Raw genomic sequence first — 16,288 nt, 5'->3', positions numbered from 1 at the left:
TTCGGAGATTTTTTTATGGCAGGTCATAGTAAGTGGGCCAACACAAAGCACCGTAAAGCGGCGCAGGACGCCAAGCGCGGTAAAATTTTCACCAAGATTATTCGTGAGCTGGTCACGGCCGCCAAGCTGGGCGGCGGCGATCCGGACTCCAACCCGCGTCTGCGCGCGGCGATGGACAAGGCGCTGTCGAACAACATGACGCGCGACACCATGAACCGTGCCATCGCGCGCGGGGTGGGCGGCGATGATGATACCAACATGGAAACCATCATCTATGAAGGTTACGGCCCTGGCGGCACCGCCGTCATGATCGAATGCCTGAGCGACAACCGCAACCGCACCGTGGCGGAAGTGCGCCACGCCTTCACCAAATGTGGCGGCAACCTCGGCACCGACGGTTCCGTGGCTTACCTGTTCACCAAGAAGGGCGTGATCACCTACGCACCGGGCCTGGATGAAGACACCGTGATGGAAGCGGCGCTGGAAGCCGGTGCGGAAGACATCGTGACCTATGACGATGGCGCCATCGACGTGTTCACCGCTTGGGAAAGCTTGGGCGCGGTGAAAGACGCGCTGACCGCGGCGGGCTTCGAAGCCGAAGCGGCGGAAGTGTCGATGATCCCATCGACCAAGGCCGACATGGACGCGGAAACCGCGCCTAAGCTGTTGCGCCTGATCGATATGCTGGAAGACTGCGACGACGTGCAGGAAGTTTACCATAACGGTGAAATCTCCGACGAAGTGGCGGCGACGCTGTAATCCGGTAAAACGGGCGCCGCCGTTCGGCGGCGCCGTGCATGCAAGGTGGATGTAGATATGGCGATCATACTCGGTATCGATCCCGGCTCACGCGTCACCGGCTATGGCCTTATCCGCCAGCAGGGGCGTCAGTTGAGCTATATCGCCAGCGGCTGCATCCGCACGGTGGTGGACGACATGCCGACGCGGCTGAAGCTGATTTACGCCGGCGTCAGTGAGATCATCACCCAGTTTCAGCCCGATTTCTTCGCCATCGAACAGGTGTTTATGGCCAAGAACCCGGATTCGGCGCTCAAGCTCGGCCAGGCGCGCGGCGTCGCGATCGTGGCGGCGGTGAATCAGAATCTGGAAGTGTTCGAGTATGCGGCGCGGCAGGTCAAACAGACCGTGGTCGGCACCGGCGCGGCCGAAAAGGCGCAGGTACAGCACATGGTGCGCTCGCTGCTCAAACTCTCGGCCAACCCGCAGGCGGACGCCGCCGATGCCCTGGCCATCGCCATCACCCACTGCCACCTCAGCCAGAACGTGCTGCGGATGAGCGAAGGGCGGTTGAACCTGGCGCGCGGGCGTTTGCGCTGACGCAAAGCGATGATTGCTCAGGCTGGATATTCATCCAGCCTTTTTTATGTTATAAGCTTTACCAGCAACGGCATGGCAGGGCGCCATGCCCGGTCATTCTGCAGGAGGGTAAATGATAGGTCGTCTCAGGGGAAATATTCTGGAAAAGCAGCCGCCGCTGGTGTTACTGGAGGCGAACGGCGTGGGCTATGAGGTACACATGCCGATGACCTGCTTTTACGAGCTGCCGGAACTGGGGCAAGAGGCCATCGTGTTTACCCACTTCGTGGTGCGTGAAGACGCGCAGCTGCTGTACGGTTTCAACGACAAGCAGGAGCGCGCGCTGTTCCGCGAGCTGATCAAGGTCAACGGCGTCGGGCCGAAGCTGGCGCTGGCGATCCTGTCGGGCATGTCCGCGCAGCAGTTCGTCAGCGCGGTGGAGCGCGAAGAGATCACTGCGCTGGTCAAGCTGCCGGGCGTGGGCAAAAAAACCGCCGAGCGCCTGGTGGTAGAGATGAAAGACCGTTTCAAAGGGCTTAACGGCGACCTGTTCAACAGCAGCAGCGAGATTAGCCTGCCGTCTGCCACCGACAAAGTGCCGGATGTGGACGCGGAAGCCGAGGCCGTTTCGGCGCTGGTGGCGCTGGGCTATAAGCCGCAGGAAGCCAGCCGCATGGTCAGCAAGATTGCCAAGCCGGGCGCCGACTGCGAAACCCTGATCCGCGACGCGCTGCGCGCCGCCCTGTAAGGCCGAAAAGGGGTAGATAATGATTGAAGCCGATCGCCTGATTTCCGCCGAGCCGATCAACGAAGAAGAGATCCTCGATCGCGCCATTCGTCCCAAGCTGCTGACCGAATACGTCGGCCAGCCGCACGTGCGCGAGCAGATGGAGATCTTCATTCAGGCGGCCAAGCAGCGCGGCGACGCGCTCGACCATCTGCTGATCTTTGGCCCGCCAGGGTTGGGGAAAACCACCTTGGCCAACATCGTGGCCAACGAAATGGGCGTGAATTTGCGTACCACTTCCGGCCCGGTGCTGGAGAAGGCGGGCGATTTGGCGGCGATGCTGACCAACCTCGAACCGCACGACGTCTTGTTCATCGACGAAATTCACCGCTTGTCACCGGTGGTGGAAGAAGTGCTGTATCCGGCGATGGAAGACTACCAGCTGGATATCATGATCGGCGAAGGGCCGGCGGCGCGTTCGATTAAGCTCGATTTGCCGCCGTTCACGCTGGTGGGTGCCACCACCCGCGCCGGCTCGCTGACCTCGCCGCTGCGCGATCGCTTCGGCATTGTCCAGCGGCTGGAGTTTTATCAGGTGGCGGATTTGCAGCACATCGTCTCGCGCAGCGCCGGGTGCCTGGGGCTGGAACTGTCCGACGAGGGGGCCCATGAAGTGGCCCGCCGTGCGCGGGGGACGCCACGTATCGCCAACCGCCTGTTGCGCCGGGTGCGCGACTTCGCCGAAGTGCGCGCCAACGGGGTGATCAGCGGTTCGGTGGCGGCGCAGGCGCTCGATATGCTCAACGTCGATGCCGAAGGCTTCGACTATATGGATCGCAAACTGCTGCTGGCGATTATCGACAAGTTCACCGGTGGTCCGGTCGGGCTGGACAACCTGGCGGCGGCGATCGGCGAAGAGCGCGAAACCATTGAGGACGTGATCGAGCCGTTCCTGATCCAGCAGGGCTTTATCCAGCGCACGCCGCGCGGCCGCCTGGCGACGCAGCATGCCTACCGGCACTTCGGGCTCGAGCGCGAAGCATAAGTTTTCCACCCATCATAAAAAAGGGCCGCATCTGCGGCCCTTGACGTTAATGTTGAACTTGATGACGTTACCGGGTCTATAGAAGGCGCACATAAAAAAGGAAAATCAATTCATTGATTTTCGGCTGCTCACCACAGAGGAGGAAAAACCGCGTTTTTTCCTCCTCTGTCAGCAGTAGAAAGGGCCGCATCAGCGGCCCTTGTCATATCCCGGTTTTAATCAGGCCTGCTGTTTTTTGAACAGGCTCAGCGTGAACAGCACGGCGGCGCAGAGCACCACCGAAGGGCCGGCCGGCGTATCGTAAAACGCCGAGAAGGTCAGGCCGCCGGTGACGGCCACCATGCCGAGCAGCACCGCGACGCCGGCCATCTGTTCCGGCGTGCGCGCGAAGCGGCGAGCGGTGGCGGCCGGAATGATCAGCAGTGAGGTGATGATCAGCGCGCCGACGAATTTCATCGCCAGACCGATAGTCAAGGCGGTGACCAGCATCAACACGGTGCGTGCGCGCACCAGGTTAACGCCGTCGACGTGCGCCAGCTCCGGGCTGATGGTCATCGACAGCAGATCGCGCCACTGCCACCACAGCACCAGCAGCACCACGGCGACGCCGCCGGCGATCATCAGGATATCGCTCAGCGTGACCGACAGCAGATCGCCGAACAGGTAGGCCATCAGATCGACCCGCACGTTAGACATCAACGCCACCACCACCAGCCCGAGCGACAGGGCGCTGTGGGCCAGAATGCCGAGCAGGGTATCCACTGAAAGCTGCGGGCGGCGTTCCAGCCACACCAGGGCCAGAGCCAGCAGCAGCGTAATGGCGATCACCGCATAGAAGGGATTGATGTCCAGCAGCAGACCAAAGGCGACGCCGAGCAGCGAGGCGTGCGCCAGGGTATCGCCGAAGTAGGACATACGACGCCAGACCACGAAGGAACCCAGCGGCCCGGCGGCGCCAGCCAACAACACGCCAGCCAGCCAGCCGGGAAGTAACAGTTCAATCATGCTTCGCGGCTCCCGGTTTTCTTCAAGACAATTCTTCCCTGCAGGTCGTGACGGTGGTTGTGATGGTGGCGATACACCGCCAGTTGCTCTGCGCCGCGGTTGCCGAACATGGCGATGAATTCGGGATGCATCGACACCACCTCCGGTGCCCCGGAGCAGCAGATGTGCTGATTGAGGCACAAGACCTCGTCGGTTTTCGCCATCACCAGATGCAGATCGTGCGAGACCATCAGCACGGCGCAGCCCAGCTCTTTACGCAGCTGATCGATGAGATCGTACAGCGCCAGCTGGCCGTTGACGTCCACCCCTTGCGTAGGTTCGTCCAGCACCAGCAGCTGCGGTTTGTTCAGCAGCGCTCGCGCCAGCAGCACACGTTGGTTTTCGCCCCCGGAGAGCTTTTGCATCGGCTGGTCGAGCAGGTGGGCGGCGTGCACGCGCTTGAGCGCCGGCAAAATGTCGGCTTTCTTTACGCCGGGCTTGAGACGCATAAAGCGGCTGACGGTCAGCGGCAGGGTGGCGTCGAGGTGCAGCTTTTGCGGCACGTAGCCAATGCGCAGATCGGGTTCACGCTCCAGCGTGCCGGCGGTCGGTTTGACCAATCCCAGCACCACGCGCACCAGCGTAGATTTGCCCGCGCCGTTCGGGCCCAGCAGCGTGAGAATACGGCCGGGTTGCAGGCTGAGGGAAATGTTCGACAGCACTTTGCGGCTGCCGAAGGCGACGGAGATATTTTTTAGCGTTATCAGTGTAGACATCTCGAGATTACAGGTTGCAGAACGAAGCGAATGTTATAATATCACGCCTTGTTGATGAAAACGATGGGATTACTGATGATGGCAAAGAAAAATAAATGGCTGCAGCGCACGCTGCTGGCCAGCGCACTGTTGATGGCCGGCCCTCTGAGCAGCGCTTCCGCTGCGGTGGTGACCTCGATTCGTCCGTTAGGCTTTATCGCATCGGCGATCGCCGACGGCGTGACGCCGACCGAGGTGTTGCTGCCGGACGGCGCTTCACCGCACGATTTTGCGCTGCGCCCTTCCGATATCCAGCGTTTGCGCTCTGCGGACCTGGTGCTGTGGGTTGGGCCGGACATGGAGGCGTTCCTGAACAAGGCGCTGGTGCCTATCTCGGCAACCCGCAAGCTGGCCATCAGCGAACTGCCGGCGGTGAAGCCGTTGCTGATGAAAGGCGAAGATGACGACGATCATGATCATGCAGGCGAAGCGCATAACCATGCCGATGACGATCATGGGCATCATCACGGCGAGTACAATATGCACGTTTGGCTGTCGCCGGAGATAGCAAAAGTGACCGCGATCGCGATTCACGACAGATTGTTGGAACTTATGCCGCAAAATAAGGACAAATTAGACGCAAACCTGCGCCAGTTCGAGAATCTGCTGACGCAAACTGACAAAAATGTTGGTAACATGCTTACGCCTGTGCAAGGTAAGGGTTATTTTGTTTTTCATGATGCTTACGGCTACTTTGAGAAACACTACGGTTTGAGTCCGCTGGGCCATTTCACCGTCAATCCCGAAATTCAGCCTGGAGCACAGCGCCTACACCAAATTCGAACACAGTTGGTTGAGCAGAAAGCGGTATGCGTTTTTGCTGAGCCACAATTCAGGCCGGCCGTAATCAATGCCGTCGCCAAGGGTACCAAAGTGCGTTCCGGAACGCTGGACCCGCTGGGCATCGGCATCGCGCTGGGGAAGGACAGCTACGGGAAATTCCTGACTCAGCTGTCAAACCAGTACGTGAGCTGCCTGAAGTAAAGCTTATGAGGATAATATCGAGTGCAGCAGATAGTCCGAACTATCGCTCTGGCGTATAACAACCTGCCACGGCCCCACCGCGTCATGCTGGGGTCGCTGACAGTCGTCACATTGGCCGTCGCTGTTTGGCGGCCTTTTGTTTACCACCCAGAACACAACCCCATTGCCAAGAGCGTCGAGTTAGAATCCAGCCAGATGCGGTCATTGCTCCCTGAAGCCAGTGAACCGATTGATGCCGACCAACCCACCCCCGATGACGAAATCCCGCAGGATGAGCTGGATCAAAAAGATGCCGGCGACGATGGCGTGCATGAATATGTGGTTTCCACCGGCGACACCCTCGGCAGCATTCTGACGCAGTACGGCATCGATATGTCGGATGTCACCTTGCTGGCTTCGCAAAACCGCGATCTGCGTAATCTGAAGATCGGCCAACAGCTGTCGTGGACCGTCAATGATGCGGGCGATCTGCAGCAGTTGACCTGGGAAGTTTCCCGCCGCGAAACCCGCACCTATGACCGCGTCGGCAATAGCTTCAAAGAGTCGAAAGAGGCGCAGCAGGGTGAATGGCGCAACAACGTGATCAGCGGCCGGGTCAACGGCAGCTTCGTCAGCAGCGCCGGCGACGCCGGGCTGAGCCGTAACGAAATAAATGCGGTGATCAAGGCGCTGCAGTGGCAGCTCGATTTCCGCAAGTTGCGCAAAGGCGACCAGTTCTCCGTGCTGATGTCGCGCGAGCATTTCGACGGTAAGAAATCGCAAAGCCAGCTGTTGGGCGTGCGTCTGCGCACCGGCGGCAAAGATTACTATGCGATCCGCGCCGAAGACGGCAAATTCTACGATCGCCAGGGCTCTGGCCTGGCGCGCGGCTTCATGCGTTTCCCGACCATGAAACAGTTCCGCATCTCCTCCAACTTCAACCCGCGTCGCGTGAACCCGGTGACCGGCCGCGTGGCGCCGCACAAGGGCGTCGATTTCGCCATGCCGGTCGGCACGCCGGTGCTGGCGGTCGGCGACGGTGAGGTGGTGATCGCCAAACGCAGCGGCGCGGCGGGCAACTATGTGGCGATCCGTCACGGTCGCCAGTACACCACGCGCTATATGCACCTGAAAAAACTGCTGGTGAAACCGGGCCAGAAGGTGAAACGCGGCGATCGCATTGCGCTTTCCGGCAACACCGGGCGCTCCACCGGGCCGCACCTGCACTTTGAACTGTGGACCGGCCAACAGGCGGTGAACCCGCTGACGGCCAAGTTGCCGCGTTCCGAAGGGCTGAGCGGCAAAGACCGCAGCGATTATCTGGCGCAGGTGAAGGAAGTGGTTCCTCAGCTGCAGCTGGATTAATATCCCCTTTTTCCGGCGCTTCGGCGCCGTCAATTTCATCGGCCTGATTGCGGGCCGATGCTGTTTTATCTGGGCGGTTCGCGGTTGTTAATTGCAAAATCGGTGATGGCAATTATGATTAGCCGAATCGCTAAGCAAAGAGCATGTGCATGCAAAACGAGAAGAAATCGAACGTAGAGTTCATCCCGCAGTTTCAGAAAGCCTTTTTATATCCGCGCTACTGGGGCGTGTGGTTGGGAACCGGCCTGATGGCCGGCATTTCGCTGGTGCCTGCGCGCCTGCGCGATCCGGTGCTGGGGGCGGTCGGCAAACTGGCCGGCAAGCTGGCGAAGGGCGCACGCCGTCGTGCCCGCATCAATTTGCTTTATTGCTTGCCGGAGCTGCCGGAAAGCGAACGTGAGCACATCATCGACCAGATGTTCGCCTGCGCGCCGCAGTCGATGGTGCTGATGGCGGAACTGGCCTGCACCAAGCCGGAGAAAGTGCTCAAGCGCGTGCGTTGGCACGGTGAAGAGGTGCTGGACAAGATCCGGGCGGAAGGGCGTAACGTCATTTTCCTGGTGCCTCACGGCTGGGCGGTGGATGTGCCGGCGATGCTGATGGCCGCGCGCGGCCAACCGATGGCCGCGATGTTCCACAATCAGCGTAATCAGCTTATCGACTACCTGTGGAATGCCGTGCGGCGTAAATTCGGCGGCCGCATGCACGCGCGCAACGACGGCATCAAACCGTTTATCAGTTCGGTGCGGCAGGGTTATTGGGGCTACTACTTGCCCGATCAGGATCATGGCGCGGAGCACAGCGAGTTCGTCGATTTCTTCGCGACCTATAAGGCGACGCTGCCGGCGGTAGGCCGGTTGATGAAAGTGTGTCGTGCGGCGATCGTGCCTTTATTCCCGGTGTACGACGGCAAAACCAGCATGCTGGACATTTATATCCGCGAGCCGATGGATGACCTGGCCGAAGCCGACGATCCGCGCATTGCCCGCCGCATGAACGAAGAGGTGGAAAATCTGGTGGGCCCGAACCCGGAGCAGTACACCTGGATCCTCAAACTGCTGAAGACGCGCAAGGAAGGGGAGATTGAACCTTACTCGCGCGACGATCTGTATCGTTAATCCTGTCTCCCGCTAACGCCGGCCGGGCCACAACCCGGCCGGCGTCTCTTCAGATGTGCACCATACAGCCGCGAGCCCGCAGGATGTCGACGACTTTAGGCGTGCGGGTGAAATCATTCCAGCGCAGGTCCAGCTTGCGCAGGCGGCTCAGTTCGCCGAGGCTTTCCGGCAGGTCGCTCAGGCGGTTGGCGCGCAGGTCCAGACTTCTCAGCGCCGTCAGCTCGCCGATATTTTCCGGCAGACGCGTCAGCTGATTGAAACGCAGGTTCAGTTCGCTCAACCGCGGCAGCCGGCAGAAGGCCAGCGGCAGCTCGGCGATGGCGTTGTTAGCCGCGTCGAGTATCTCCAACTCACCGAGCTGAGCTATTTCCGCCGGCAGCGAAGTCAGGGCATTTTTCATGATATGCAGTTCGCGCAGCGCGCGCAGTTGCCCGATTTCGGCGGGCAGGCTGCCGATGCGGTTGTTGTATAAACGCAGCTCCTGCAATGCCGCAAGCCTTGGTATTGCCTGTGGTAAAGCGGGTAAATGGTTGTCGGTCGCGTTGAGGTAAACCAGCTGCTGCAGCTGCGCCAGCGAGCGCGGCAGCTCGCTAAAGCCGTTATCGCTCAGATAGAGGTATTTCAACCGATGCAGCTGCCCCAGTTCTTCGGGGAGTTCGCTTGCGCGATTGTGGCCAAAATCGAACATCTCGAGCTGTTGCAGCTGGCCAATCTCCGGCGGCAGGCGGTCGAGCTGATTACAGGAGATATTCAGCACCCGCAGATTTCGGTGCCGGAAGATCGAGGCGGGGAAGGCCGTCAGCTGATTGTCGTACAGGCTAATCTTGCGCAGCGCGTGGCCGGCTAACGGCGACTCGTCGAGCTGCGTCAGGCCGTGGCCGTCGAGATCGAGCTCATCACCGCTCGCTGCGGGAGTGTGTTGGTGGAGCATGGCGTTCTCCGTCTTTTATGGCGGTGTCAGGGCAAAAAAAATGCCGGCCAACGTGAGCAGGCCGGCATTTCGTCTGCGGCGTGGATTACTCGACGCGCAGGATACGGCTGGTATTGGTGGTGCCGACGGTTTCCATCACGTCGCCCTGGGTGACGATCACCAGATCGCCGGAGACCAGGAAGCCTTTGTCGCGCAGGCGATTGACGGCTTCATTGGCGGCGATCACGCCGTCTTTGTGGCTGTCGAAATACACCGGCGTCACGCCGCGATACAGCGCGGTCAGGTTCAGCGTGTGCTCATGACGCGACATGGCGAAAATCGGCAGACCGGAGCTGATGCGCGACATCATCAGCGCGGTGCGGCCGGACTCTGTCATGGCGATCAGCGCAGTAACGCCTTTCAGGTGGTTGGCGGCATACATCGAAGACATGGCAATCGCTTCTTCGATATTGTCGAACTGCACGTCCAGGCGGTGTTTGGAGACGTTGATGCTTGGGATCTTCTCGGCGCCCAGACAAACGCGCGCCATCGCCGCCACGGTTTCCGCCGGGTATTGGCCGGCGGCGGTTTCCGCCGACAGCATAACGGCGTCGGTGCCGTCCAGTACGGCGTTGGCCACGTCCATGACTTCGGCGCGGGTCGGCATCGGGTTGGTGATCATCGACTCCATCATCTGGGTCGCGGTGATCACCGCGCGGTTCAGGGTACGGGCGCGGCGGATCAGTTTCTTCTGAATGCCGACCAGTTCCGGATCGCCGATTTCAACGCCGAGGTCGCCACGGGCAACCATGACCACGTCGGAGGCCAGAATAATGTCGTCCATCGCTTCGTCGCTGCAGACCGCTTCGGCGCGCTCAACCTTGGACACGATCTTGGCGTTGCAGCCGGCGTCGCGCGCCAGGCGACGAGCATAGTTCAGGTCTTCACCGGTACGCGGGAAGGAGACCGCCAGGTAATCGACGCCAATCTTGGCGGCGGTCACGATGTCTGCCTTGTCTTTCTCGGTCAGCGCTTCGGCCGACAGGCCACCGCCGAGTTTGTTGATGCCCTTGTTGTTGGACAGCGGGCCGCCGACGGTGACTTCGGTAAACACTTTCATGCCCTGAACTTCGAGCACTTTCAGCTGAACGCGGCCGTCGTCGAGCAGCAGGACATCGCCCGGCACCACGTCGGCAGGCAGGCCTTTATAGTCGATACCGACTTTTTCTTTATCGCCTTCGCCTTTTGACAGGTTGGCGTCCAGCAGGAATTTATCGCCCACGTTGAGGAAGATTTTGCCTTCCTTGAAGGTGGATACGCGGATTTTCGGCCCTTGCAGATCGCCGAGGATAGCGACGTGACGTCCCAGTTTGGCGGCGATTTCACGCACTTTGTCAGCGCGAGCCTGGTGGTCTTCCGGGCTGCCGTGGGAGAAGTTAAGCCGAACTACGTTGGCGCCGGCGGCAATGATCTTTTCCAGATTATTGTCGCGGTCTGTAGCCGGACCCAGGGTGGTAACGATTTTGGTTCTTCTGAGCCGTCTGGACATGTATTACTCCGTTGACTGGTGAAGCAAATATTGGTGTTGCGATAAACGTCGGATAACGAAACCAGGCGTGAAATGTAATTTTACAACACTGATATTTCACCCGGGTTACCCGCATGAGCATATTAACAGGGTACAGCCTCTGATGCCGTCATTCAAATGTCTGTTGAACGGCGATTGTTTCTTCGTCAGGTCACGAGTCAAAACTGTTGGGAATGACCACCCCTTTATCAAAGCGCGATTCTTTGAGCGCTTCTTTGACTCGCTTCAAGTTATCTCTGAATTTAGCCCCTCTGCGCAAGGTAAATCCGGTGGCGAGCACGTCAATGAGCGTTAATTGCGCGATCCGCGACACCATCGGCATGTAAACGTCGGTGTCTTCGGGCACATCGAGCAGCAAAGGGAGGGTCGCCGCCTGAGCGAGCGGGGTGTCGCGCGAGGTGATAGCCAATACCGTGGCGTCGTTTTCTCGCGCCAGGTGGGCCATCTCCACCAGATTCTTGGTGCGGCCGGTGTGTGAGATCAACACCACCACGTCCCCTTCGCCGGAGTTCATGCAGCTCATGCGTTGCATGACGATGTCATCGAAGTAGACCACCGGGATATTGAAGCGGAAAAATTTGTTCATCGCGTCGTGCGCCACCGCCGCGGAGGCGCCCAGGCCGAAGAAAGAGATCTTTTTTGCCTGGGTGAGCAGGTCAACCGCACGATTGATTGCGGCAATATCCAAATTTGCCTTTACTGTATCCAGGCTGGCCATGACCGATTCGAAGATCTTGCTGGTATAGGAATCGACGCTGTCGTCTTCCTCAACGTTACGGTTTACGTAGGGCGTGCCGTTAGCCAGGCTTTGAGCGAGGTGCAGTTTGAAATCGGGAAAGCCTTTGGTATCAAGGCGGCGGCAAAAACGGTTGACGGTAGGTTCGCTGACGTCGGCCATGCGCGCCAGCGTGGCAATGCTGGAGTGAATGGCGGTCTGTGGGGAGGCCAGGATCACCTCGGCGACTTTCCTTTCAGATTTGCTCAGGAGTTCCAGATGGCTCTGGATTTTGTCCAGCGTATTCATATAACGAGAGTCACTCATGGTTTTATCCCTGTGGCTTTCAAGCAACAGCGCCGAATTTCGCCCGTGTTCGCCGCGCATGCAGACGCCAAACGAGCGGCTGTAACCTGGAATCGATAGGGTATGTCGATTTCAAACAAAGGAGAAATCAATGCCGGTTTAGTGAAAATATACTACGTGCTGGTAACCGTTGGCAGTCTCGACAGGGCGTATGCAGGCTTTTTTCACCAGAATATGACCTGTGTCTAACTTTCATAATGGTAACAGAGCGTCAAAAAAGACGAAAAATTACAGTTTTGCCCGCCTGTGCGGGCTCTGGCGCGCATTGGCGCTACCGCTGGAATCTTGAGGTCTTTTTTCCTGCTTCTGCACCGGGTTTGCTGGCCGTAGTCAAACAGAGTACATTAGTAATGTAAGAAAATTACAAATATCCTGCAACGAGGAGATGAACATGGCGGTAACCTCTACAGCCCAGGCGTGTGACCTGGTTATTTTCGGCGCGAAAGGTGATTTGGCGCGCCGTAAGCTGCTGCCTTCCCTGTACCAGTTAGAGAAAGCCGGACACATCCACCCGGATACGCGGATCATCGGCGTCGGCCGCGCGGAGTGGGATAAAAAAGCCTATACCGAAGTGGTCAAGGAAGCGCTTGGCACCTTCATGAAAGAAAAACTGGATGACGAACTCTGGGCCACGCTGAGCGCACGCCTGGACTTCTGTAATCTGGACGTCAACGACAGCAAGAACTTTACCAAACTGGGTAAAATGCTGGATCAGAAACACCGCACCACCATCAACTACTTCGCCATGCCGCCAAGCACCTTCGGCGCCATCTGCAAAGGGTTGGGCGAAGCCAAGCTGAACCATGAGCCGGCGCGCGTGGTGATGGAAAAACCGTTGGGCACCGATCTGGCGTCCTCCCGCGTGATCAACGATCAGGTGGCGGAGTACTTCAACGAATCCCAGGTTTACCGCATCGACCACTATCTCGGCAAAGAGACGGTGCTGAACCTGTTGGCGCTGCGTTTCGCCAACTCGCTGTTCGCATCCAACTGGGATAACCGCACCATCGATTCGGTGCAGATCACCGTGGCGGAAGAGGTGGGTATCGAAGGGCGTTGGGGTTACTTCGACCAGGCCGGCCAGATGCGCGACATGATCCAGAACCACCTGCTGCAGATCCTGACCATGATCGCCATGTCGCCGCCGGCGGATCTGACCACCGACCGTATCCGCGACGAGAAGGTGAAGGTACTGCGCTCGCTGCGCCGTATCGATCAGACCAATGTACGGGAAACCACCGTGCGCGGTCAGTACACCGCCGGTTTTGTCCAGGGCAAGAAAGTGCCGGGTTATCTGGAAGAGGAAGGGGCGAACAAGAGCAGCAGCACCGAAACCTTCGTCTCCATCCGCGTGGATATCGACAACTGGCAGTGGGCCGGGGTGCCGTTCTACCTGCGTACCGGTAAACGTCTGCCGACCAAATGCTCGGAAGTGGTGGTGTACTTCAAAAACCCGCCGCTTAACCTGTTCAGCGATTCTTACCAGCAGCTGCCGCAGAACAAGCTGACCATCCGCCTGCAGCCGGACGAAGGCATCGAAATTCAGGTGTTGAACAAGGTGCCGGGGCTGGATCACAAGCACCGTCTGCAGACCACCAAGCTGGACCTGAGCTTCTCGGAAACCTTCAACCAGGAGCACGTGGCGGACGCCTACGAGCGCCTGCTGCTGGAGACCATGCGCGGCATTCAGGCGCTGTTCGTGCGCCGCGATGAAGTGGAAGAAGCCTGGAAGTGGGTCGACTCCATCATGGACGCATGGAAAGCCGACAACGAGGCGCCTAAGCCTTATCAGGCGGGCACCTGGGGGCCGGTGGCCTCGGTGGCGATGATCACCCGCGACGGCCGTTCCTGGAACGAGTTCGAGTAATGCGCAATGCCGGCAGCCTGTCTGCCGGCTTTTTTTTGCCTGCGATCTGCGCGTGGGCCACATCACTTACGGTACGGCCGGACGTCCGCGCATTTGCGCGGAGCCCTGTGGCAGGGGCGTGCCATTGTTAACCGCGAGTAATGGAGAAATAACGATGAAAAACTGGAAAACCAGCGCCGAGCAGATCCTGACGGCGGGGCCGGTGGTGCCTGTTATCGTGATCAACAAGCTGGAGCAGGCGGTGCCGCTGGCGAAAGCGCTGGTTGCCGGCGGCGTGCGGGTGCTGGAGGTGACGCTGCGCACCGCCTGCGGGCTGGAGGCTATCCGCGCTATTGCCAACGAGGTGCCGGAGGCCATCATCGGCGCCGGTACGGTGATCAATCCGCAGCAGCTGCGGGAGGTGACCGAGGCGGGGGCGCAGTTCGCCATCAGCCCGGGGCTGACCGAAGCCTTGCTGCAGGCGGCGACGGCGGGGCCTATCCCGCTGATCCCGGGCATCAGCACCGTTTCCGAGCTGATGCAGGGTATGGATCACGGCCTGCGCGAATTCAAATTCTTCCCGGCGGAAGCCAACGGCGGCGTGAAGGCGCTGCAGGCGATCGGCGGCCCGTTCCCGCAGGTGCGTTTTTGCCCGACCGGTGGCATTACGCCAAACAACTACCGCGATTATTTGGCGTTGAAGAGCGTGCTTTGCATCGGCGGTTCCTGGCTGGTGCCGGCGGATGCGCTCGAAAACGGCGACTATGCGCGCATCACTGAACTGGCGCGCAGCGCCGTCAGCGGGGCTGCGTTGTAACCCGCACCGCGCCTGGGATTAGCGCATATTTGCGCACCCGCGAATATCGCAAGGCTCGACGCTTCGTTGAGCCTTTTTTAATTTTTATCGTGATTAACTTTCTTATTTTTAACCCGTTTTTTTCTGCTTTTTTATGAAAACGGCAGTTTGCTTTCTCATTTTGGCTGTGGTAAAAATATCTCAGTCGAAAATTTTACTTTTATGAGGATATTGGGCAAATCGCACGGTGTGCGGCTGATAATAGAGAACTATTATGATGACTATTAACGGAACTACCCTCAGAACCTCTACTTGCCAACTCTTCCTGTCTGCGATCCTTGCCAGTGAGCATCACTGGTGCAGCGAGCTATAGCGTCTTTCTCCCTTAACCGGTGCGGGTGGCGGGCTTAGGCCTTCACGCTACCGTTCAGCCGGGCAAACATTCTTTTTGCGTTTGGGTCAGTTTATCCCCAGGGATCTCTGCGTCTTGCGCGCCGCAATACGGCCGTTCGACGAGATAAATCGGGATAAATATGCCTTGGCGCGCGTTATTCGCCGTTTGGGAGAAAAATTATGATTTATTGGATCTTTTTAGGTTTGGCCATCATGACCGAAATCATCGGCACCTTGTCGATGAAATACGCCAGCGTCAATGGCGGCATGATCGGGCACATCGTGATGTACGTGATGATCACCGCGTCTTATGTGTTGCTGTCGGTGGCGGTAAAACGCGTGGCGCTGGGCGTGGCCTATGCGCTGTGGGAAGGCATCGGCATTCTGTTCATTACCCTGTTCAGCGTGCTGTGGTTCGACGAGCCGATCTCGGCGCTGAAGGTGCTGGGCCTGGCTACGCTGATCGCCGGCATCATGCTGGTGAAATCCGGCACCCGCAAAGAGCGAAAACAGGTCAGCCCGCGAGGTGACAACCATGCAACAGTTTGAGTTGTACCACATTGGGTTCCTGGGACTGGCGATCGTGCTGGAAATCATCGCCAACATCTTCCTGAAGATGTCGGACGGCTTCCGTAAAATTTGGCTGGGGCTGTTGTCGCTGCTGTCGGTACTCGGCGCGTTCAGCGCCCTGGCGCAGGCGGTGAAGGGCATCGATCTGTCGATCGCTTATGCGCTGTGGGGCGGTTTCGGTATCGCCGCCACCATCGCCGCAGGCTGGATCATGTTCGGCCAGCGGTTGAACGCCAAAGGCTGGATTGGCTTGGCGCTGTTGCTGACGGGGATGGTGATCCTCAAACTGTCCTGATAGCCGGCAATAAAAAAACCGCAGGCGTAGCCGTCTGCGGTTTTTTTTTCGTCTGCGCTCAGGCTTACAGCGCGGCGATAATTTTGATTTCCACCTTGTACTTCGGATTCATCAGCTGCGCCTGCACCGTGCAGCGCACCGGCGCGCTGCCGGCGACCACCCAGGCGTCCCAGGCGGCGTTCATCGCAGCGAAGTCGGCGGTGTTGGCCAGGAAAATGGTGGCATCCAGAATGCGGCTTTTGTCCGAACCGACGCGCGCCAGCAGCACATCGATGGCGGCGAGGGCGTTGGCGGTCTGCGCGGTCGCGTCGTCGTCCAGGTTTTCCGGCACGCTGGTGTAGTAAACGGTCTCGTTGTGCACCACGGCCTCGGACCAGCGCTGATCGGGATCAATTCTTTCGATATTCATTTGCTTATCTCCATATCATAGTCGTGCTAAGGGTAGCACAGCCGGTCATGAAAATGCGCGGCGATA

General features: G+C 58.9%; 17 protein-coding genes. 11 read left to right on the top strand and 6 right to left on the bottom strand.

Going from position 1 to position 16,288, the window contains the following annotated elements; translation table 11 throughout:
- The first annotated feature begins 15 nt into the window (after window positions 1-15).
- From AC4PR2_RS00170 to ruvB, 4 genes are all read left to right on the top strand, one after another.
- A complete protein-coding gene (locus AC4PR2_RS00170) occupies window positions 16-759 on the top strand; it encodes a YebC/PmpR family DNA-binding transcriptional regulator (protein WP_033647638.1) in 744 nt (247 codons plus the stop codon).
- 57 nt (window positions 760-816) lie between these two features.
- Window positions 817-1,338 carry a crossover junction endodeoxyribonuclease RuvC gene (ruvC, locus tag AC4PR2_RS00165; RefSeq protein WP_004932367.1) on the top strand — a complete coding sequence of 174 codons (522 nt, stop codon included), beginning with the start codon at window positions 817-819 and terminating at the stop codon, window positions 1,336-1,338.
- A 112-nt stretch (window positions 1,339-1,450) separates the two neighbouring features.
- A complete protein-coding gene (gene ruvA, locus AC4PR2_RS00160; protein WP_330112832.1) occupies window positions 1,451-2,065 on the top strand; it encodes a Holliday junction branch migration protein RuvA in 615 nt (204 codons plus the stop codon).
- Window positions 2,066-2,084: 19 nt separating this feature from the next.
- On the top strand, window positions 2,085-3,089 hold the full coding sequence (gene ruvB / locus AC4PR2_RS00155) for a Holliday junction branch migration DNA helicase RuvB (RefSeq protein ID WP_038877130.1): 1,005 nt from the start codon (window positions 2,085-2,087) through the stop codon (window positions 3,087-3,089).
- A gap of 219 nt (window positions 3,090-3,308) precedes the next feature.
- Here ruvB and znuB read toward each other — a convergent pair whose 3' ends face one another.
- Together znuB and znuC are read right to left on the bottom strand one after the other, a co-directional pair.
- Window positions 3,309-4,094: a zinc ABC transporter permease subunit ZnuB gene (znuB, locus tag AC4PR2_RS00150; protein ID WP_038877132.1), complete on the bottom strand. Its 786-nt coding sequence runs from the start codon at window positions 4,092-4,094 to the stop codon at window positions 3,309-3,311.
- Complete coding sequence (znuC, locus tag AC4PR2_RS00145) at window positions 4,091-4,849, bottom strand: zinc ABC transporter ATP-binding protein ZnuC (RefSeq protein WP_004932357.1); 759 nt, start codon at window positions 4,847-4,849, stop codon at window positions 4,091-4,093. Before znuC ends, znuB begins: the two co-directional genes overlap by 4 nt.
- A 78-nt stretch (window positions 4,850-4,927) precedes the next feature.
- On the opposite strand from znuC, the gene znuA reads away from it, so the two are divergent.
- From znuA to lpxM, 3 genes are all read left to right on the top strand, one after another.
- A complete protein-coding gene (gene znuA / locus AC4PR2_RS00140; RefSeq protein ID WP_060424108.1) occupies window positions 4,928-5,872 on the top strand; it encodes a zinc ABC transporter substrate-binding protein ZnuA in 945 nt (314 codons plus the stop codon).
- Window positions 5,873-5,893: 21 nt separating this feature from the next.
- Complete coding sequence (gene mepM, locus AC4PR2_RS00135; protein ID WP_038877136.1) at window positions 5,894-7,216, top strand: murein DD-endopeptidase MepM; 1,323 nt, start codon at window positions 5,894-5,896, stop codon at window positions 7,214-7,216.
- Window positions 7,217-7,365: 149 nt separating this feature from the next.
- Window positions 7,366-8,334: a lauroyl-Kdo(2)-lipid IV(A) myristoyltransferase gene (lpxM, locus tag AC4PR2_RS00130; RefSeq protein WP_015378127.1), complete on the top strand. Its 969-nt coding sequence runs from the start codon at window positions 7,366-7,368 to the stop codon at window positions 8,332-8,334.
- A gap of 49 nt (window positions 8,335-8,383) precedes the next feature.
- Here lpxM and AC4PR2_RS00125 read toward each other — a convergent pair whose 3' ends face one another.
- The 3 genes from AC4PR2_RS00125 to AC4PR2_RS00115 all read right to left on the bottom strand — a co-directional run bounded on the left by AC4PR2_RS00125 (window position 8,384) and on the right by AC4PR2_RS00115 (window position 11,856).
- Window positions 8,384-9,265 carry a leucine-rich repeat domain-containing protein gene (locus AC4PR2_RS00125; RefSeq protein WP_492174783.1) on the bottom strand — a complete coding sequence of 294 codons (882 nt, stop codon included), beginning with the start codon at window positions 9,263-9,265 and terminating at the stop codon, window positions 8,384-8,386.
- Window positions 9,266-9,350: 85 nt separating this feature from the next.
- Window positions 9,351-10,793, bottom strand: coding sequence for a pyruvate kinase (gene pyk, locus AC4PR2_RS00120; RefSeq protein ID WP_019452801.1), 1,443 nt, complete (start codon window positions 10,791-10,793; stop codon window positions 9,351-9,353).
- Between the two features lie 190 nt (window positions 10,794-10,983).
- On the bottom strand, window positions 10,984-11,856 hold the full coding sequence (locus AC4PR2_RS00115) for a MurR/RpiR family transcriptional regulator (RefSeq protein WP_038877144.1): 873 nt from the start codon (window positions 11,854-11,856) through the stop codon (window positions 10,984-10,986).
- A gap of 448 nt (window positions 11,857-12,304) precedes the next feature.
- On the opposite strand from AC4PR2_RS00115, the gene zwf reads away from it, so the two are divergent.
- The 4 genes from zwf to mdtI all read left to right on the top strand — a co-directional run bounded on the left by zwf (window position 12,305) and on the right by mdtI (window position 15,813).
- Complete coding sequence (gene zwf / locus AC4PR2_RS00110) at window positions 12,305-13,780, top strand: glucose-6-phosphate dehydrogenase (RefSeq protein WP_019452799.1); 1,476 nt, start codon at window positions 12,305-12,307, stop codon at window positions 13,778-13,780.
- Between the two features lie 154 nt (window positions 13,781-13,934).
- Complete coding sequence (locus AC4PR2_RS00105) at window positions 13,935-14,576, top strand: bifunctional 4-hydroxy-2-oxoglutarate aldolase/2-dehydro-3-deoxy-phosphogluconate aldolase (RefSeq protein ID WP_060439782.1); 642 nt, start codon at window positions 13,935-13,937, stop codon at window positions 14,574-14,576.
- A 552-nt stretch (window positions 14,577-15,128) separates the two neighbouring features.
- A complete protein-coding gene (gene mdtJ, locus AC4PR2_RS00100; protein ID WP_004932327.1) occupies window positions 15,129-15,497 on the top strand; it encodes a multidrug/spermidine efflux SMR transporter subunit MdtJ in 369 nt (122 codons plus the stop codon).
- Entirely contained in the window at window positions 15,484-15,813 is a 330-nt protein-coding gene (gene mdtI / locus AC4PR2_RS00095; RefSeq protein WP_016927446.1) for a multidrug/spermidine efflux SMR transporter subunit MdtI, read from the top strand. Before mdtJ ends, mdtI begins: the two co-directional genes overlap by 14 nt.
- Window positions 15,814-15,877: 64 nt before the next feature.
- Here the strand turns inward: mdtI and AC4PR2_RS00090 are convergent, their stop codons facing one another.
- The gene (locus AC4PR2_RS00090) at window positions 15,878-16,222 is read right to left on the bottom strand and encodes a RidA family protein (protein WP_015378124.1); all 345 of its coding nucleotides are present in this window, start codon (window positions 16,220-16,222) and stop codon (window positions 15,878-15,880) included.
- Window positions 16,223-16,288 lie beyond the last annotated feature (66 nt).

The organism is Serratia sp. A07 (assembly GCF_058725505.1).
This window is presented reverse-complemented; position numbering and strand designations above follow the sequence as displayed.